Origin of the sequence: Nonomuraea gerenzanensis, assembly GCF_020215645.1 — a bacterium.
GTDB classification, from domain to species: Bacteria; Actinomycetota; Actinomycetes; order Streptosporangiales; family Streptosporangiaceae; genus Nonomuraea; species Nonomuraea gerenzanensis.
The window spans coordinates 8,863,704-8,882,500 of the sequence record NZ_CP084058.1 but is presented as its reverse complement, the minus strand read 5'-3'; the positions used below and the strand labels follow the sequence as shown (position 1 = coordinate 8,882,500).

Below are 18,797 nucleotides of genomic sequence, written 5' to 3'. Positions count from 1 at the left end.
CTCGTGTAGGGAGCCCCATGACCCCCCTCCTTGAAGTGCGCGGGATCGACAAGAGCTTCGGCCCGGTGAAGGTCCTGCACAACGTCGAGTTCTCCGCCTACGCCGGCGAGGTCACCGCGCTCGTCGGTGACAACGGCGCCGGCAAGTCCACCCTGGTCAAGTGCATCGGCGGCATCTACCCGGTCGACGGCGGCCAGTTGCTGTTCGACGGCAAAGAGGTGCACGTGCACAGCCCCCGCGACGCGGGGGAGCTGGGCATCGAGATCGTCTACCAGGACCTCGCCCTGTGCGACAACCTCGACATCGTCCAGAACATGTTCCTCGGCAGGGAACGCAAGAACGGCATCCTGCTCGACGAGGACAGCATGGAGGAGCTGGCGGAGAAGACCCTCAGCGGCCTGTCCGTCCGCACGGTGAAGTCCATCAGGCAGCAGGTCTCCAGCCTGTCCGGCGGGCAGCGGCAGACCGTCGCCATCGCCAAGGCCGTGCTGTGGAACAGCAAGGTCGTCATCCTCGACGAGCCCACCGCGGCGCTGGGCGTGGCCCAGACCGCGCAGGTGCTGGAGCTGGTGCGCAGGCTCGCCGACACCGGCCTGGCCGTGGTGCTCATCTCGCACAACATGAACGACGTGTTCGCCGTCTCCGACCGGATCGCGGCGCTCTACCTCGGCAGGATGGCCGCCCAGGTCAAGACCGCCGACGTGACGCACGCGCAGGTCGTCGAACTGATCACCTCCGGCCGCAGCGGCGAACTGGGCCTCAAGAACGGGGTCACCCCATGAACAAGGTCAAGGAACTGCCCGGCGAGGCCATCGTCGCCGCGGCGCAGGCCCCCTCGATCAAGAACAGCTTCCTCGCCTACACCCAGCGGGTGCGCGGCGGCGACATGGGTGCGCTGCCGGCCGTGCTGGGGCTGCTCGTGCTGTGCGTGGTCTTCGCCATCGCGCGGCCGTCCTTCCTCACGGCGATCAACTTCGCCAACCTGTTCACGCAGGGCGCGGCGATCACGATCATCGCCATGGGCCTGGTGTTCGTGCTGCTGCTCGGCGAGATCGACCTGTCCGCCGGGTACGCCAGCGGCGTCTGTGCGGCGGTGCTCGCCGTCACGCTGATCAACACCGGTCTGCCCTGGTACGTCTGCATGCTGGCCGCCATCCTCACCGGCGTCGTCATCGGCACGGTGCTGGGCACGCTGGTGGCCAAGGTCGGCATCCCGTCGTTCGTGGTCACGCTGGCGGCCTTCCTCGCCTTCCAGGGCCTGGTGCTGGTGCTGGTCAGGGAGGGCACCAACATCTCCATCCGCGACGACATCGTCAACGCCATCGCCAACAGGAACCTGCCGCCCTGGCTCGGCTGGGCCCTGTACGCGGCGTGCGTGGCGATCTACGCGGCGGTGCAGCTCAGGCGGGCCAGGAGCCGGACCAAGCGCGGGCTGGTCGCCGACCCGCTCTCGCTGATCGCCTTCCGCGTCGGCATGCTGGCGCTGTTCGCCGGGCTCGCGGTCGCCGCGCTCAACCTGGAGCGCAGCCGCAACCCCGCGCTCGTCTCCCTCACCGGCGTGCCGATCGTGGTGCCGGTCATCCTGGTGCTGCTGGTCTTCTGGACACTGGTGCTGCGCCGCACCGGGTTCGGCCGTCACCTGTACGCGGTCGGCGGCAACACCGAGGCGGCCAGGCGGGCCGGTATCGCGGTGGACCGGATCAAGATCAGCGCCTTCGTGATCTGCTCCTCGATGGCCGCCGTCGGCGGCATCGTGGCCGCCTCCCGGGCCAGCTCGGTCGACCCGAACACGGGCGGCAGCTCCGTCCTGCTGTACGCGGTCGGCGCGGCGGTCATCGGCGGCACCAGCCTCTTCGGCGGCAAGGGCAGGGTGCTGGACGCCGTGCTCGGCGGCGCCGTGGTGGCCGTGATCGAGAACGGCATGGGTCTGATGGGGTACGGGGCGAGCGTGAAGTACCTGGTCACGGGGTCGGTCCTGCTGCTCGCCGCGGGTGTCGACGCCCTGGCGCGCAAGCGGGCGGCTGCTGCTGGTCTAAGGTGATCAGCGACTCACAGCCCCTGAAGGAACCCCAGACGATGCGTGCCGGCCCCTCCCAAGAGGACATCAGGCGCCACAACCTCGGCGCGCTGCTGCGTCATGTCCACCTGGGCGGGCCGATCTCGCGTGCCGAGCTGACCTCGAGGATGGGGCTCAACCGCAGCACGATCATGGCCCTGACGTCGGATCTCACAGCCGCCGGGCTGGTGCGCGAGGAGCTGCCGCGCGAGACGGGCCGGGCGGGCAGACCCTCGCTCGTGGTGCGCCCGGAGTCGGCGCGGGTCTACGTCTTCGCCTTCGACGTGGGCCCCGACCGGCTGGCCGTGGCCCGCGTCGGGCTCGGCGGCGTGATACTCGACCGCCGCGAGGCCGTACGCGACCGCGGCCGCTTCGAGGTGGACGAGCTGGCCGGCACGCTGGCCGGGTTCGCCCGCCAGATGCGCCGCAAGACCAGGGACGACACGGTCTGCGTCGGCGCGGCGGCGGCCGTGTCCGGCGGCGTGCGCAAGGCCGACGGCGTCGTCTCCTTCGGGCCGAACCTGAAGGCCGAGGACGTGCCGTTCGGCGAGGAGCTGGGCCGCCGGCTCGGCCTCGGCCTGCCCGTCAGCGTGGGCAACGACGCCAACCTGGCCGCCCTGGCCGAGCACAGCCGCGGCGTCGGCATCGCCGTACGCGACCTCATCTACCTGCACGGGGACGTCGGCATCGGCGGCGGCATCATCGCGGCCGGCCACCTGCTCGGCGGGCACGACGGCTACGGCGGCGAGGTCGGCCACATGGTCGTCAACCCCGGCGGGCGGGCCTGCGGCTGCGGCTCGCACGGCTGCCTGGAGGCCGAGGTGGGGGAGCGGGCCCTGCTGGAGTCGGCGGGCCGGGTCTCGGCCGGTCACCAGGGCCGCGACGCGGTGCGTGCGGTGGTGGAGGCCGCCGACCGCGGCGACATCGTGGCCCAGGAGGCGCTCAGCCGCGTCGGCGACTGGCTGGGCCTCGGCGTCGCGAACCTGGTCAACATCTTCAACCCGGAGATGGTCATCTTCGGCGGGATGCTGCGGGAGATCTACCTCGGCTCTGCGGCCCAGGTCCGCTCGCAGCTCACCCTGCACGCGATGGCTCCGCAGCGCGAGCGCGTACGGCTGCGCACCTCGGCCCTCGGGGACGCCGCCACCCTGGTGGGCGCCGCCGAGCTGGCCTTCGCCCACGTGCTGTCCGACCCCCTGGAAGTCCTCGCCCGCGCCAACGCGTGACTCTAGGTGATCTTGGCCTTGCTCGCCGTCCACGTGTTGCAGAACCCCGTGGCCCCGCCCCGGTATCCCCGGTCCTGCCAGTGCGCCAGGTTGCGCGGCTTGCCGTGGATGTCGCTCTCGTCGGCGTTGCGCACCGCCTCGATCCAGTTCTGCCACGAGATGCCGGGCCTGATGGACTTCAGCGTGGCGCTGTAGAACACCCCGGCGAAGCACTCGGCCTGCATCTCCACCCGGTGGCTCAGCAGCTTGCGCGCCTTGTCCGAGGCGGGCTCGTACAACGCGGCCTGCGCGGCCAGCACGCCGATGAGCTGCTGCACGTGGTGACCCCACTCGTGGGCGACCGAGTGCGCGATGTTCATCCTGAACGGGTCGCGCAGGTCCTGCTTCGTGATCCGGATGACGATCGTGCGGTGGTCGGGGCAGTACTGCGCGCCGCTGCCGGTGATGGCCCCGCACACGGAGTCCTTGCCCGTGGTGATCGTCACCTCGGGCGAGCTGTACGGCAGGCCGGCGGCGGCGAACCTGCCCGCCCAGAACGTGTCGGCGCACTTCGCCATCGCCTCGTGGAAGGACCTGAGCGAGGGGACGCTGCCCGCGCGGATCTTCGGGACCGCGCACTTCTGTGGCATCACCTCGCCGCCCATCGTGGCCATGAGCCCGGCCTGGCCGACCCGGCCCGCGGCGGCGGCCGGTGCGGGAACGAGAAGACCCGCGACCATGCACCCGGCCAACGCCGTTAGGGGGATGCGCACGATCGCGGATCTTAGACGGTCTTATGCGATTTTGTCTTAGTACACCCGGCGGCTGGGGGCGGTCCAGGTGTTGCAGACGTCCGCCGACTGGGCCTTGAAGCCGCGCTCCAGCCAGTACTTGTTGCTGGCCTGGGAGGCGTGGGTCTCATCGCCGCTGTTGCGCACGCCCAGCGAGGCGACCGGGTTGTGGCTGCCCTTGAGCAGGATGGTCCAGTCGGTGTCGGGGCGGCCGAGTGAGTTCCACACGCGCCCGACGAACGACGCGCTCAGGCACTGTGCCTGCAGCTCGGTGCGGCGCAGGGCCTCCAGTGCGCGCGACTCGCTCCTGTTCTTGAGAATGGCCACGTCGGCGGCCTTCATGATGCCCGTGAGCTGCTGGATGTGATGGCCGTACTCATGGGCCAGCACCTGCATCAGCGCCAGGTCCGACGGCTCCTCGACGACGTTGTCGCTCAGCAGGAAGTAGATGGACCTGACCTGGGGGCAGTAGACCGCCTGCGCGCCGGCGGGGAAGCGCCCGCACGGCCCCATCTTCTCGCCCACCTTGGTGAGCACGGTGAGCTTCGGCCGGCTGAAGCGGTAGCCGGCCTTCTTCACCACGGGGCTCCACGCCTTGTCGAGGCACTCCATCACGGCCTCGAAGTAGATCTTCGCCTCGTCGACCGTCCCGCTCGTGACCTCCGGCTCCTCGCACGCCGTGACGCCCAGCTTGCCCGTCTTGTAGAGCTTGTTCTTCGTCAGGACCGGCTTGTACGACGGGGCCGAGGAGGTGGCCGCGTGGGCCGTGCCGGCGAACAGCACGCCGGCCAGAGCGCCCGCCATGAGCGCCAATCGAGGGATACGCATGAGAAGGCACCCTATTAAAGAGGGAGTTCCAGGTAAAGCGCGACTAAAGAGCCATTAGGTGACATTTCGCGGATTTGCCGCCCACGTGTTGCATGAGCCGGGAGTCCCGCGATTGAACCCCCGCGTCATCCACGCCGCCTGCGTCGGCCCCTTGCCGTGGTCGTTCTGCGGCCACCCCTTGGCCCCGTTCTTCCTGAACCAGCCCACCGTGTAGTCCCAGTCGCCCGGGGTGACCAGCGGCGTGCCCGCCATCGTGCTCATGAAGACCGCGGAGAAACACTCGGCCTGCAACTCCGAATTGCGCGACAGTTGCAGCCGCTTGGCCTTGCCGGCGGACGTGCGCGCCGTCCAGTAGTAACTCCAGATGCCGGAGACCTGCTGCACGTGATGGCCGTACTCGTGCGCGATCAGCCGGGTGATCCCCAGCGGGAACGGGTTGCGCAGCTGCGCCTTGCTGATCATCAGGTACATCGTGCGGTCGGTGGAGCAGTAGACGCCGTCCGCGCCCGTGTTCCAGGCCCCGCAGGGCGTCCTGACCTTGCTGGTGATGATGCGCAGCCGCGGCTTGGTGAAGGGCATCTTGGCCTTGCGGAACTGCGCCGCCCACGCCTTGTTCAGGCAGGCGGTCACGCGCGTCAGGAACCGCCGGTAGGCCACCATGCTCCCGGCGGGCAGGTCGCCGGGCGAGCAGTTCACGTCGGTGAGCCGCCCGGTCTTGTACAGGGGGTTGGCCACGGCCAGCTTCCTGGAGGGCAGACCGGTGCCCGCCTGCTCGCTGGAGACCTTCGAGGGCGGGGAGGCGAGCTGCTGGGCCTCGTTGACGGGACCCGTCGAGGTCGTGGCCACGTCCGCCAGCACCATCACCAGCGCGGCCGCCGCCAGCGCGAGCGCCAGCACGGCCGCCGCGAGGGTCAGGAGTCTGCTTTTGGGGACGGAGTTCATAGGTACCGAAAGACTAGGTCAAGATCGGACATATGTGGGTGCATTTGACTCGATGGAGTCAGTGGGGCCTTCGCGAACTAGACTCGGTGGGATCGGCGCAAAAGAGCAGAGGGGAGACGCATCCGTGAGCGGGTTGCTGGGCTCGATCAAGGGACCGCAGGACGTCAAACGGCTCAGTGTCGAGGAGTTGCCGCAGCTGGCGGGGGAGATCCGCGACGTGCTCGTCGACTCGTGCGCCAGGTTCGGCGGTCACCTCGGCCCCAACCTCGGTGTGGTGGAGCTCACCATCGCCGTTCACCGGGTCTTCGACTCACCCCACGACCCCGTCGTCTGGGACACCGGCCACCAGGCGTACGTGCACAAGATCCTCACCGGCAGGGCCGACGGCTTCACGGCGCTCAAGCAGGAGGGCGGCCTGTCGGGCTATCCGAGCCAGGCCGAGTCCGAGCACGACTTCGTCGAGAACTCCCACGCCTCGACCGCCCTGTCCTACGCCGACGGCCTGGCCAAGGCGTTCAAGCTGCGCCGCGAGCGCGACCGCACGGTGGTGGCGATCATCGGCGACGGCGCCCTCACCGGCGGCATGGCCTGGGAGGCGCTCAACAACATCGCCGCCGTCAAGGACCTGCCGGTCGTGATCGTGGTCAACGACAACGGGCGCTCCTACTCGCCGACGATCGGCGGCCTGGCCTCCCACCTGTCCTCGCTGCGGGTCAACCGCCGCTACGAGGACATGCTCGACTTCGTCAAGGACAAGATCGGAAACGTTCCTGTCCTCTACGACGCCCTGCACGGCTTCAAGAAGGGCGTCAAGGATGTCCTGTCGCCGCAGGTGATGTTCGAGGACCTCGGCATGAAGTACGTCGGCCCCATCGACGGCCACGACGAGCAGGCCATGGAGGCGGCGCTGCGCCAGGCCCGCGACTTCCGCGGCCCGGTCATCGTGCACGCGCTCACCCAGAAGGGCCGCGGCTACAGCCCCGCGGAGAACCACGACGAGGACCAGTTCCACTCGCCCGGCGCCTTCGACCGGGCCACCGGCACGGAGAAGCCCAAGGGCCGCATCTGGACCAACGTCTTCAGCGAGGAGCTCGTCCGGCTCGGCAAGGAGCGCGAGGACCTGGTCGCGATCACCGCCGCGATGCTCCACCCGACCGGCCTCAACGCCTTCGCCGAGGCCTTCCCCGAGCGCATCTACGACGTCGGCATCGCCGAGCAGCACGCGCTGACCAGCGCCGCCGGGCTCGCGCTGGGCGGCATGCACCCGGTCGTGGCCGTCTACGCCACCTTCCTCAACCGCGCCTTCGACCAGCTCCTCATGGACGTCGCCCTGCACCGCCTGCCGGTCACCGTGGTGCTCGACCGGGCGGGCGTCACGGGCGACGACGGCGCCAGCCACAACGGCATGTGGGACCTGTCGATCCTCCAGGTCGTGCCCGGCCTGCGGATCGCGGTGCCGCGCGACGGCGACCGCCTCACCGAGCTGCTGCGCGAGGCCGTGGAGGTCACCGACGGCCCCACCGTGCTGCGCTTCCCCAAGGGTCCCGTCGCCGAGCCGATCGAGCCGGTCGGCAGGCTCGGCGAGATGGACCTCCTGCGGGCCGCCGAGGGCGATCCCGGCGTGCTGCTGGTGGGCGTGGGCCCGATGGCCCAGGTCTGCATGGAGGCCGCCGTCCTGCTCGACGCCCAGGGCATCTCGGCCACCGTCGTGGACCCGCGCTGGGTCAAGCCGCTGGACGAGGCGCTGGTGCTGGCCGCCGGCGCGCACAAGCTGGTGGCCGTCGTGGAGGACAACGGCCGCGTCGGCGGCGTGGGCGACGCCGTGGCCCGGCTGCTGCGCGACGCCGACGTGGACGTGCCGGTCCGCACCTTCGGCATCCCGCAGGAGTTCCTCGACCACGCCAAGCGGGCCGCGATCCTCGGCAAGATCGGCCTGACCGGCCAGGACCTCGCCCGCCAGATCACCGAGGCGGTCGCGAAGCGGACCTCCTCCGTGGAGCCCGCCCGCCACTGACCGCCCTGCGCACCGCGGCGGTGATCCCGACCACGACGACCACCGCCGCGGCCAGCACCGGCAGCAGCCACTCGGCGTGCTGCCGCACCACCTGCCCGGCGAGCGCGCCGAGCGTCACGTACGTGCTCACCCACGCCGCGCTGCCCAGCATCGCCCACGGCATGAACCTGCGGTACGGCATGCCCACCGTGCCCGCCACGGCCGGCGTCAGCGCGTGCAGCACCGGCAGGAAGTACGCCAGCGCCAGCGCCCATCCGCTGCGCTCGAACAGTCGCTCCGCGCGTGCCCACCGGCGCTCGCCGACGCGCCGCCCCAGCCTGCCGTGCCGCAGCCGCGAGCCGTAGCGCCTGCCCAGCCAGTGCCCCCCGGACGCGCCCGCGAAGCAGGCCACCAGGCCCGCCCCGATCAGCGCCAGCGCCTCGCCGGGGCTGTCGGCCGTGGCGCCGGCCACGAGCAGCAGCCCGTCCCCCGGCGTGATCAGCCCGATCCCGACCGAGGCGTCCAGCGTCAGGAAGACCAGCAACAGGGGTAGCACCACGCCGAGGTCTTGCCCGGCCAGGGCGTCGAGCAGATCGTTGAGCATAGCTTCAGCCTGCTACCCAGTTCGCGGACCAGCACCGGGACAGCCCCCGATCCCACCCGGGATCGGGCATGAGCACCCAGGGTCTGGGAAGGAGCACTGAGCGTGGACATCTTTCGCACGAAGAGCGTCGAGCAGTCGATCCGCGACACCGAGGCGCCCGAGCACCAGCTCCGCAAACGGCTGACGGCCACGGACCTGACGGTCTTCGGCATCGGCGTGATCGTCGGTACCGGGATCTTCGTGCTCACGGGCCAGGTGGCCAAGGAGATGGCCGGCCCGGCGGTGGCCGTCTCGTTCGTCGTGGCGGGCATCGTGTGCGGGCTCGCGGCGCTGTGCTACGCCGAGTTCGCCTCCACGATCCCGGTCGCCGGCTCCGCCTACACCTTCTCCTTCGCCACGCTCGGCGAGTTCCCCGCCTGGATCATCGGCTGGGACCTGTTCCTGGAGCTGGCGCTGGCCGCGGCCGTGGTGGCGGTCGGCTGGTCGGGGTACTTCGCGTCCCTGCTGGCCTCCATCGGCATGGAGCTGCCCGCCGCCATCGCCGGGGAGGATCCGGTGGTGAACGTGCCCGCCGTCCTCATCGTGCTGCTTCTCACCTCGGTCCTGGTGGCGGGGATCAAGCTGTCGTCGCGGGTCAACCTGATCCTGGTGATCACCAAGGTCGGCGTGGTGCTGCTGGTCATCGTGGCGGGCCTGTTCTTCATCAAGGGGGCCAACTACACGCCGTTCATCCCCGAGCCGGTGTCCACACCCCGCGTGGAGGGCCTCCAGGCACCGCTCATCCAGCTCCTGTTCGGCATCACGCCGGTGGCGTTCGGCGTGATCGGCATCTTCTCCGCGGCGGCGATCGTCTTCTTCGCCTTCATCGGCTTCGACATCGTGGCCACCGCCGCCGAGGAGACCATCAACCCCCAGCGGGACGTGCCGCGCGGCATCATCGGCTCGCTGCTCATCTGCACGGTCCTGTACGTGGCCGTCTCCCTGGTCGTCGTCGGCATGCAGCGCTACAGCGAGCTGAGCACGGCGGCCCCGCTGTCCGACGCCTTCATCGCGGTGGGCCAGTCGTGGCTGGCCGCGATCATCAGCGTGGGCGCGATCGCGGGCCTGACGACCGTGGTCCTGGTGCTGCTGCTGGGCCAGACCCGGGTGCTGTTCGCGATGAGCCGCGACGGGCTGCTGCCGCGCTGGCTGGCGAAGGTCGATCGGCACTACGGCACCCCGGCCAGGCTCACGGTGCTCATCGGGCTCGTCACGATGGTGCTGGCGGGGTTCGTCTCGTTCGGGGAGCTGGCCGAGCTGGTCAACATCGGCACGCTGTTCGCGTTCGTGGTGGTCTCGATCGGGGTGATCATCCTGCGCCGGACCAGGCCCGACCTGCCGCGGGTGTTCAAGGCGCCGCTGGTGCCGTTCCTGCCGATCGTGTCCGTGCTGGCCTGCCTCTACCTGATGCTCAACCTGCCGGCGCAGACGTGGCTGCGCTTCGTCGTCTGGATGCTCATCGGGCTGGTCGTCTACTTCGGCTTCGGCTACTGGAACAGCAGGCAGGCCTTCTCCAGGCAGAAGGCCCGCCGCTGAACGCCCGGGTCAGAGAGCGGTGACCACGCCGGTCATCGCCCGCATCTGGCAGGCGTTGGCGAAGAACTTCGCCCAGTGCACCTTCCTGCCGTACCAGGTGCCCGCGATGGCGACCGCGTGCGGCTTGATCTCCTGGGTGCAGGAGGTCCTGGGGTCGACCTTGAACCGGGACGGATCGCCCTTGACCTGCTTCAGCATGCGGCAGGCGGCCTGCGCGTTGGGGTGGGTGCCGCCGACGGGCGAGCAGTGGAGCCAGACGGACTTCACGGGCCCGCCCTTCATCCCGTCAACGATCTTGAGCTTCGCCTTGGGAGGCGGTGCGGCCTGCGCGAATGAGGGCCCGCCCGCCAGCAGGGCGCCGCAGAGCGCGAGTGCGCCGGCTGCCTTGATCATGGTTACTCTCCGTTCGTAGGACGGCACCAAAGGCTACGACGGAGTGCGGGCGCAGGTGAGGAGGTCCGGTCAGGACCTCCTCAAAGACTGCGCAAAGTCAGGCGGGCACGGACGCCACGCCCGGCGGCAGGAAGCGCGGCTGCGCGATGCCCGCCCTGTCCAGGTACGGCGTGATACCGCCCAGGTGGAACGGCCAGCCGGCGCCCAGGATCATGCACAGGTCGATGTCCTGCGGCGCGGCCACGACGCCCTCGTCCAGCATGATCCGGATCTCCCCGGCCAGCGCCGCCAGCACGCGCTCGCGCACCTGCTCGGCGGTGGAGGGGGAGTCGCCGCCGGCGAACAGGGCCACCGCTTCCGGGTCGAGCGTGAAGTCCGGCCGGTAGACGCCGGGCTTGCCCGACTCGACCAGCTTCGCCATGTTCGCCGAGACGCCGAAGCGGTCGGGGAACGCCTCGTGCAGCGTCTCGGCCACGTGCAGGCCGACCGCCGGGCCGACGAGCTGCAGCAGCGCGAACGGCGTCATCGGCAGCCCGAGCCCGTCGAGCGCGTGCTCGGCCGTCTCCAGCGGCGTGCCCTCGTCCACGGCCGCCACGACCTCGCCCATGAAGCAGGTCAGCAGCCGGTTGACCACGAACGCGGGCGCGTCCTTGACCAGCACCGACGACTTCTTCAGCGACTTGCCCACCGCGAACGCCGTGGCCAGCGTGGCGTCGTCGGTCGCGGCGCCCCTGATGATCTCCAGCAGCGGCATGACCGCGACCGGGTTGAAGAAGTGGAACCCGACCAGCCGCTCCGGCCGCGCCAGGCCCGAGCCCATCTCGGTCAGCGACAGCGAGGAGGTGTTCGTGGCCAGCACGCACTCGGCCGACACCACGGCCTCGACCTCGGCGAACACCTGCTTCTTGACCGCCATGTCCTCGAACACGGCCTCGATCACGAAGTCGGCGTCGGCGAAGGCGTCCTTGGTCAGCGAGCCGCTCACCAGCGCCTTGAGCCGGTTGGCCTGGTCCTGCGAGACGCGGCCCTTGGCGAGCAGCTTGTCCACCTCGGCGTGCACGTACCCGACGCCCTTGTCCAGCCTGGCCTGGTCGAGGTCGGTCAGCACGACCGGCACCTCCAGGCGGCGCGCGAACAGCAGCGCCATCTGCGAGGCCATCAGCCCCGCGCCCACCACGCCGACCTTGGTGACCTTGCGGGCCAGCGACTTGTCCGGCGCGCCCGCGGGCCGCTTGGCGCGGCGCTGCACCAGGTCGAAGGAGTAGAGCCCGGCCCGCAGCTCGTCGCCCATGAGCAGGTCGGCCAGCGCCTCGTCCTCGGCCGCGAAACCCTCGTCGCGGCCGGCGTTCTCGGCCATGGCGATCAGGTCCAGCGCCCGGTACGGCGCCGGCGCGGCGCCGCGCAGCTTCATGTCCACCAGGAACCGCGCGTCGGCGACGGCCTTGTCCCAGCCGTCGTGCTCCTTCCGCTCGACGGCGACCTCGCCGTTGACGACGCGGGCGGCCCAGCGCAGCGACTCCTCCAGGAAGTCGGCGGGCTCGAACAGCGCGTCGGCGACGCCCAGCTCGTACGCGTCGCTGCCCTTGATCATGCGGTTGTTGGACAGCGGGTTGTCGATGACGAGCTTGACCGCGTTCGCCGGGCCGATCAGGCGGGGCAGGAGCTGCGTGCCGCCCCAGCCCGGCACCAGGCCGAGGAAGCACTCCGGCAGCGCCACCGCGGGCACGCCCGACGAGATCGTCCGGTAGGTGCAGTGCAGCGCGATCTCCAGCCCGCCGCCCATGGCCGCGCCGTTGACGAACGCGAACGACGGGATCGGCAGCTCGCCCAGCCGGCGGAAGACGTGGTGGCCGAGCGCGCCGATGGCCAGCGCCTCCTCGCGCGAGGTCACGGCGGCCGCGCCCTTGAGATCGGCGCCGACGGCGAAGATGAACGGCTTGCCGGTCACGCCCACCGCGGCCAGGTCGGTGCGCTGGGCGATCTCCGACAGCGCGCCGTTCAGCGCGAACAGGCCGTGCGGGCCGAACGTGTTGGGCTTGGTGTGGTCGAAGCCGTTGTCCAGCGTGATCAGCGCCATCGTGCCGGCCCCGTAGGGCAGCTGCACGTCGCGCACCAGCGCCTTGGTGACGACCTCGTCCGAGTTGCGCTCGCTCAGCAGCGCCCGCCAGGTGTCGATGTTGCTCATGCCAGGTTCTCCCAGATCACGGTGCCGCCCATGCCCATGCCGACGCACATCGTGGTGATGCCGTAACGCACGTCGGGACGCTCGCCGAACTGCCGGGCGAGCTGCGTCATCAGCCGCACGCCCGAGGAGGCGAGCGGGTGCCCGTAGGCGATGGCGCCGCCGTAGGGGTTGACGCGGGGGTCGTCGTCGGCGATGCCGAAGTGCTCCAGGAACGCCAGCACCTGGACGGCGAACGCCTCGTTGATCTCGAACAGCCCGATGTCGGAGCTGTCCAGCCCGGCCAGGCGCAGCGCCCGCTCGGTGGACGGGATCGGCCCGACGCCCATGACCTCGGGGTCCACGCCCGCGAAGGCGTACGACACCAGGCGCATCTTCGGCGCCAGCCCCAGCTCCTCGGCGACCTCTCCGGCCGCCACGACGCAGCCGGTGGCGCCGTCGTTGATGCCGGAGGAGTTGCCCGCCGTGACGTGGCCGTGCGGGCGGAACGGCGTCTTGAGCCCGCTCAGCCCCTCCAGCGTGGTGCCCGGCCTGGGCGCCTCGTCCTCCACGGCCAGGCCCCAGCCCTTCTCGGCCGTCCTGATCGCGGTCGGCACCAGGTCGGGCTGGATCTTGCCGTCGGCGTACGCCTTGGCGGCCTTCTCCTGCGAGAGCACCGCGTACGCGTCGGCGCGCTCCTTGCTGATCGTCGGGTAGCGGTCGTGCAGGTTCTCCGCCGTCATGCCCATGACCAGCGCACTCGGGTCGACCAGCTTCTCCGACAGGAAGCGCGGGTTGGGGTCGACGCCCTCGCCCATCGGGTGTCGGCCCATGTGCTCGACGCCGCCGGCGATGGCGACGTCGTACGCGCCGAACGCGATGCCGCCCGCGACCGTGGTGACCGCGGTCATCGCGCCCGCGCACATCCGGTCGATGGCGTAGCCCGGCACGGTCTTGGGCAGCCCGGCCAGCACGGCGGCCGAGCGGCCGATGGTCAGGCCCTGGTCGCCGATCTGCGTGGTCGCGGCGATGGCCACCTCGTCCACGCGCTCGGGCGGCAGGCCGGGGTTGCGCCTGATGAGCTCGCGGATGACGCGGACGACCAGGTCGTCCGCGCGGGTCTCCGCGTACAGGCCCTTCGGCCCTGACCTGCCGAAAGGCGTGCGTACGCCGTCGACGAACACGACGTCACGAGAGGAAGGCACGGATTCGCTCCTCGTTGCTGAAAGGGGTTCCGTGCCCATGCTACTCGTCAGTAACTACCCCGCAGACGAGGGCGGCGGTGAGCAACGCGTAGACGACGCCCGTCGCCGGCTCCCACAGATGGGCGCGGGCTCCGAGCAGGGCCACGACCGCCACGGCCGCGCCCGTCCAGAGCGCCGCGCCCGCGCCGGGCCGCGTGCCGGCGCCCGGGTCCCAGGGATCGCCAGGTGATCCGCCCGAGCGCAGGGCACGCGCCAGCATCCCCGCCGCGTCCCGTGCCCACCACAGCAGGAACAACACCCCCGCCGCGACGCTGACCACCGACAGCGCCTCGGCGGCCCAGCTCAGGGCGTCGGCGAAGGCAGGCAGCGCGGCGTCGCGGAACAGGCGCGGAACGGTCCAGCCGAGCAGGAGCGTCACCGTCCAGCAGGCGGCCACCGCCAGCCGGGTCAGCGGGCGCAGCCTGCCGGAGCGGGGCGCGGCGTACAGCTCCCGCTCCCTGCGCCGGACCAGGCGGGCGCGGGTGCCCCAGACGTACTGGGTGATCGCCATCACCGGCAGGGCGGCGACGAAGAGCGCCAGGGACAGCACGGCCAGCGGCAGCGTCTGCTCTCTGGTCGCGGCCCGGTCGGCGAGTAACTGCACGGTGGTCAGCAGCGCGATCGAGGCGGTGAGCGCCACGAGTGCGCCGCGCCGGGCCGCCCTGGCCGTGGCCCGCAGCCCGGCCACCTCCTGGGCGCCCGGTGGAGGGGCCATCTCGGTCAACAGCATGACCGTCATGATGGCGTCACCCTGCGTGGTGTCGCCCCGCATTCGGGTGCATTGGATGGAGCCCTCGCTCGGGGTGAGAAGGGACTATCCGCAGGGCCATCGTCTCGCTCATGATGAACAGGCGAACAAGCCGAGATGACGGTACTTATCTTGCGAATACCGGTTTGTGGCTATGCTTCGCGATCATGGCGCAGGGGGTGGACCGCGTGAGAGAACGGCGGAGTGAGGGCGGTCCGGGGCGGCGTGCCGTCCCGATGCCGCATCCCGGGCCCCCGATGCGGGCCCCGTCGCGGGCCCCGAAACAGTCCGGACGCACACGCCGCTCCACGCCGTCGCGCAACCCGCTGACGCCGCTGGGCTGGGTGAGTGTCGCGCTGACGCTGGTGCTGGTGGCCGTCGCGCTCGGCGCGTACGGCTACTACCGCTACCTCGACGACCGCATCCCGCGCGAGCCCATCGACCCGGGCACCACCCGCCCGCCCGACACCGGCGCGCTCAACGTGCTGCTCGTCGGCTCCGACTCCCGCGAGGGCGACAACAAGAAGTACGGCGCCACGACCGTGGGGGCGGGCGAGCGCACCGACACGATCATGCTCCTGCACATCGCGCCCAACCGCGACGGCGCCACGATGATCAGCTTCCCGCGCGACTCGATGGTGCAGATCCCCGAGTGCAAGGGCAGGAACGGGGCCGTGCTGGCCGCCGGGCTGCGCCAGGTCAACTCCGCCTTCAACGACGGCGGCATCAACTGCACGATCAAGACCCTCGAGTCGCTGACCAACATCAAGATCGACCACTTCGTGAAGGTCGACTTCACCGGCTTCAAGGGCATCATCGACGCGCTCGGCGGCATCGAGATCTGCCTGCCCAAGGCCGTCAACGACAAAGAGGCCAAGTTCGTGCTCGGCGCCGGCAGGCACACGGTCAACGGGGAGCAGGCGCTGGGCTACGTACGGACCAGGTACTCCCTGGGCGACGGCAGCGACCTCAGCCGGATCGAGCGCCAGCAGATCTTCCTCACCCAGGTGATGAAGAAGGTCACCGACGGCGGCCTGCTCACCGACCCCGGCAAGCTGAACGCCTTCCTCCAGGCCGCCACCCAGGCCGTCACCGTGGACGACGGCCTCGGCCTGGACCGCATGCTGGAGATCGCCAGGAGCGTCAGCGGGCTGACCGCCAAGGAGCTCAAGGGCATCACGGTGCCCACCGAGCCGTACCCGGAGAACACGGCCAGGGTGCAGTTCGCCCAGCCGGCGGCGCGCGACTTCTTCGAGGCCGTGCGCAACGACACCGACATCAAGCCCACCGCGTCGGCCGCCAGGACGAGCGCGCCGAAGATCGAGCACGAGCAGGTGCGCCTGCAGGTGCTCAACGCCACCGGCGAGCAGGGCAAGGCCCTTCAGGTGGCGGACGCGCTGGCCGCGCAGGGCTTCGTGGTCACGCAGGTGGGCAACGCCGCGCCAGCCGACACCACCACGATCAGGTACGCCAAGAAGGACGCCACGGACGGCCCCGCCTACGGGGACGCGGTGGCCGCCCGGCTGTCGAAGGACAAGCGCACGCCCGTGCAGGGCAAGGTCAAGGCGGTCGCCTCGCAGCCGTACGAGCTGAAGAGCCCGCCCGCCCAGCCGGCCACCGGGCCGGTCATCCAGCTCGTCATCGGCAAGGACTGGCCGGGGGTCCGGGTCCAGTCGGCGATCCCGGACGCGCTCAAGGACAAGGTCGTGGACAGCAACACGGACCCGTGCAAGTGACGCCGCTCGGCTCCGTGCTCGGCTGGTGACGCTCTGGGGCGATTGTTACTCAGAGTGATTTTAGGGAAACAAGTGAAATTTCCGGACAAGTAGTGGTAGGAAGGGGCGCGGTTACTATTCGTACAAGAGAGGTTCCACCGTGGCGCGCGACGAGAACGACAGGCCATACGAGGACGGGCAGGGTAAGTCGTTAAACCCGGAGATGACGGGTGACGTGCTCTCTCCACGGTGGAGCACCGACGACACTGACGAGCAGCCCGCCATCCAGGTCGTCGGCAACGAGACCTACATCCTGCCGCCCGACAGGGGCGCGCTGACCGGCGAGCCGCAGCTGATCGGTGAGACCCCGCGCGACGTGCTCGCCGACCCCGCCCCGCCGCACGACGTGTTGGCCGGCGACCCGCGCGACGTGCTCGGCGCCGCCCCCGCCGCCTACGACCTCGGCGGCCAGAGCGGCCCCCACGACGTGCTGGGGGGCTACGACCCGGCCGGCGCGAGCGGGCCGCACGACCTGCGCGCCGACACGTACTACGACGAGCCGAGCGGGCCGCACGAGGTGCGCGCCGGCTCGCCGTACGACGAATTGGCCGAGCACAGCGGGCCGCACCGGGTGGCGGACGACGACGACGACAACCCCTACCTCCCGCTGGACCGCAGCTACGAGTCGGGGCACGGCGACGACCTGGACGAGGAGCGCCCCAAGCGCGGCTTCCTCGGCTCGGGCTGGACCGACGACTCGGGTGACTCCTACGACGGGCGCTCATCCGGAGGCGAGGGGGAGGTGCGCCGCCGTACCAGGGTGCTGCTGGTGGCCGCCGTCGCGGTGGTGCTGGTCGGCGTGGGCGCCGGCTGGATGCTCACCGGCACCTCCTCCGACGACCCGTGCGCCGGCGTGCAGTGCGCCAGCGCGGGCGAGGTGACCTCGCCGTCGGAGTCCGCCGCTCCGGAGGAGGCGCCGGTCGAGGAGCCGGTGGAGACGCCCGAGCCGACGGATTCGGTCACCGACGAGCCGTCCGAGCCCGAGTCCGCAATCCCGACGCCGACGCAGGAGCGGGCCCGGCCCACGCGCGAGGCCGAGCCGCGCCCGACTCCCACGCGGCAGAAGGCCACCACCGAGCCGACCCGCAAGGCCACCGGCGAGCCGCAGGACACGATGAACGACACCGCGGACTCGCGCGGGCAGGACGGCGGCGGCGACGACTCCTCCTCGTCGTCCTCGACGAACAAGCAGGACGACACGGGCGACTCGGGGAACTCGACGACCACCCAGCCCCCCGCCCAGACCCAGGCGCCGGCGCCCACGCCGACGCAGGAGGAGCGCAAGGGCCTGCTGGACATCCTGTTCCCCTGGGCCTGATCCCGCAGGATCGGCGGGCACGCCCCGCCCGGCGGCGGGTCGCCCACCGTCGCCGGGGCGGGGCGTTCTGTCGCCACGGCCGCGGGCGTGGCAGGATGCGGATCCAGGTGCCGGTCTGGCAGACTTGGAAACCGCTTTCCGGGAGGTCTCGTGGTCACGCTTGAAGACGTCGCCAAGCAGGCGGGCGTCTCGCTCGCGACCGCCTCGCGGGTGCTGAACGGCAGCACCCGCCAGGTGGGCGCGGCCCTGCGGGCGCGTGTCGAGCGCGCCGCGGACGAGCTCGGCTACCGGGCCAACATCGCCGCGCAGACGCTGGCGCGCGGGGCGAGCAACGTCATCGGCATCGTGGTGCACGACCTCACCGACCCCTACTTCGCGGCCCTGGCCGACGGGGCCATGCGGGCGGCGGCCACCGAGGGGCTGCTGGTCATGGTGGGCACCACCCATCGCGACCCCGAGCAGGAGATCGCCTACCTGGCCACGCTGCACGCCCAGCGCGTGCGCGCCGTGCTGCTGGTCGGCTCGCGCGTCGCCGACCAGGGCGTCACCAGGCGGCTGCGCGAGGAGCTGGCCCGCTACCAGGCGGGCGGCGGCCGGGCGGCCTGCGTCGGGCAGGACCTCCTCGGCGTGGACACCGTCGCGCCCGCCAACAGGGAGGGCGCCGCCGAGCTGGCCAGGGCGCTGGCGGAGCTGGGCCACACGCGGTTCGCGATCCTGGCGGGCCCGCCGCACCTGGTGACGGCCGCCGACCGGTGCGCCGGCTTCGCCGGGGCGCTCGACGAGCTGGGGTTGCCCGCCCCGCAGGTGATCCACGGCCCGTTCGACCGCGACGGCGGCTACACCGCCGCCCAGCAGGTCGGGGAGGCCACCTGCGTGTTCGCCGTCAACGACGTGATGGCGGTGGGCGCCCTGGCGGCCTACCGCGAGCGCGGGGTCCGGGTGCCCGAGGACGTCTCGGTGGCCGGTTTCGACGACATCGTCACCCTGCGTGATCATGTCCCCGCGCTGACGACCGTCCGGCTGCCGCTGAAGGACATGGGGGCGCGGGCGCTGGAGCTGGCGCTGAACGAGGACGACCCGGTCGTGGTCGAGCAGGTGGCCGGCGAGGTCGTGCTGCGGGAGAGCGTACGGAGGATGGCTTGACGCCACCGGGAGCCGAAGGCG

At 71.0% G+C, this 18,797-nt stretch carries 16 protein-coding genes; 8 read left to right on the top strand and 8 right to left on the bottom strand.

Features of this window, described 5'->3' with window-relative positions; genetic code table 11:
* Nucleotides 1–17: 17 nt before the first annotated feature.
* Genes LCN96_RS41300 through LCN96_RS41290 form a run of 3 tightly spaced genes read left to right on the top strand, consistent with a single transcriptional unit; the run spans nt 18 to nt 3,282 of the window.
* Nucleotides 18–782 (top strand): ATP-binding cassette domain-containing protein, encoded by a 765-nt coding sequence (locus LCN96_RS41300; protein ID WP_225267849.1) that lies wholly within the window; start codon nt 18–20, stop codon nt 780–782.
* Nucleotides 779–2,041, top strand: coding sequence for a sugar ABC transporter permease (locus LCN96_RS41295; RefSeq protein WP_225267848.1), 1,263 nt, complete (start codon nt 779–781; stop codon nt 2,039–2,041). Before LCN96_RS41300 ends, LCN96_RS41295 begins: the two co-directional genes overlap by 4 nt.
* Before the next feature lie 35 nt (nt 2,042–2,076).
* Nucleotides 2,077–3,282 (top strand): ROK family transcriptional regulator, encoded by a 1,206-nt coding sequence (locus LCN96_RS41290; RefSeq protein ID WP_225267847.1) that lies wholly within the window; start codon nt 2,077–2,079, stop codon nt 3,280–3,282.
* Between the two features lie 2 nt (nt 3,283–3,284).
* Here the strand turns inward: LCN96_RS41290 and LCN96_RS41285 are convergent, their stop codons facing one another.
* The 3 genes from LCN96_RS41285 to LCN96_RS41275 are packed head-to-tail and all read right to left on the bottom strand — an operon-like array spanning nt 3,285 to nt 5,822.
* Nucleotides 3,285–4,034: a neutral zinc metallopeptidase gene (locus LCN96_RS41285; protein WP_225267846.1), complete on the bottom strand. Its 750-nt coding sequence runs from the start codon at nt 4,032–4,034 to the stop codon at nt 3,285–3,287.
* Between the two features lie 36 nt (nt 4,035–4,070).
* Nucleotides 4,071–4,880 carry a neutral zinc metallopeptidase gene (locus tag LCN96_RS41280; RefSeq protein ID WP_225267845.1) on the bottom strand — a complete coding sequence of 270 codons (810 nt, stop codon included), beginning with the start codon at nt 4,878–4,880 and terminating at the stop codon, nt 4,071–4,073.
* A gap of 54 nt (nt 4,881–4,934) precedes the next feature.
* The gene (locus LCN96_RS41275) at nt 4,935–5,822 is read right to left on the bottom strand and encodes a neutral zinc metallopeptidase (RefSeq protein WP_225267844.1); all 888 of its coding nucleotides are present in this window, start codon (nt 5,820–5,822) and stop codon (nt 4,935–4,937) included.
* 133 nt (nt 5,823–5,955) lie between these two features.
* On the opposite strand from LCN96_RS41275, the gene dxs reads away from it, so the two are divergent.
* Nucleotides 5,956–7,836, top strand: coding sequence for a 1-deoxy-D-xylulose-5-phosphate synthase (gene dxs / locus LCN96_RS41270; RefSeq protein WP_225276168.1), 1,881 nt, complete (start codon nt 5,956–5,958; stop codon nt 7,834–7,836).
* On the opposite strand, the gene LCN96_RS41265 is transcribed toward dxs, so the two are convergent.
* Nucleotides 7,784–8,419, bottom strand: coding sequence for a DedA family protein (locus LCN96_RS41265; protein ID WP_225267843.1), 636 nt, complete (start codon nt 8,417–8,419; stop codon nt 7,784–7,786). The genes dxs and LCN96_RS41265 overlap by 53 nt on opposite strands.
* 102 nt (nt 8,420–8,521) lie before the next feature.
* On the opposite strand from LCN96_RS41265, the gene LCN96_RS41260 reads away from it, so the two are divergent.
* Nucleotides 8,522–9,994, top strand: coding sequence for an amino acid permease (locus tag LCN96_RS41260; protein ID WP_311132053.1), 1,473 nt, complete (start codon nt 8,522–8,524; stop codon nt 9,992–9,994).
* 9 nt (nt 9,995–10,003) lie between these two features.
* Here the strand turns inward: LCN96_RS41260 and LCN96_RS41255 are convergent, their stop codons facing one another.
* From LCN96_RS41255 to LCN96_RS41240, 4 genes are all read right to left on the bottom strand, one after another.
* Nucleotides 10,004–10,387, bottom strand: a complete 384-nt coding sequence (locus LCN96_RS41255; RefSeq protein ID WP_225267842.1) for an SSI family serine proteinase inhibitor — start codon at nt 10,385–10,387, stop codon at nt 10,004–10,006.
* 97 nt (nt 10,388–10,484) lie between these two features.
* Entirely contained in the window at nt 10,485–12,572 is a 2,088-nt protein-coding gene (locus tag LCN96_RS41250; protein WP_225267841.1) for a 3-hydroxyacyl-CoA dehydrogenase NAD-binding domain-containing protein, read from the bottom strand.
* Nucleotides 12,569–13,732: a thiolase family protein gene (locus LCN96_RS41245; protein WP_225276166.1), complete on the bottom strand. Its 1,164-nt coding sequence runs from the start codon at nt 13,730–13,732 to the stop codon at nt 12,569–12,571. The genes LCN96_RS41250 and LCN96_RS41245 overlap by 4 nt, the downstream gene beginning before the upstream one ends.
* Nucleotides 13,733–13,793: 61 nt before the next feature.
* The gene (locus LCN96_RS41240) at nt 13,794–14,531 is read right to left on the bottom strand and encodes a hypothetical protein (protein WP_225267840.1); all 738 of its coding nucleotides are present in this window, start codon (nt 14,529–14,531) and stop codon (nt 13,794–13,796) included.
* Between the two features lie 353 nt (nt 14,532–14,884).
* On the opposite strand from LCN96_RS41240, the gene LCN96_RS41235 reads away from it, so the two are divergent.
* The 3 genes from LCN96_RS41235 (at nt 14,885) to LCN96_RS41225 (ending at nt 18,776) form a co-directional block, all read left to right on the top strand.
* The gene (locus LCN96_RS41235; protein WP_225267839.1) at nt 14,885–16,276 is read left to right on the top strand and encodes an LCP family protein; all 1,392 of its coding nucleotides are present in this window, start codon (nt 14,885–14,887) and stop codon (nt 16,274–16,276) included.
* Between the two features lie 214 nt (nt 16,277–16,490).
* A complete protein-coding gene (locus tag LCN96_RS41230; RefSeq protein WP_225267838.1) occupies nt 16,491–17,633 on the top strand; it encodes a hypothetical protein in 1,143 nt (380 codons plus the stop codon).
* A 150-nt stretch (nt 17,634–17,783) separates the two neighbouring features.
* The gene (locus LCN96_RS41225) at nt 17,784–18,776 is read left to right on the top strand and encodes a LacI family DNA-binding transcriptional regulator (protein WP_225267837.1); all 993 of its coding nucleotides are present in this window, start codon (nt 17,784–17,786) and stop codon (nt 18,774–18,776) included.
* Nucleotides 18,777–18,797: the final 21 nt, after the last annotated feature.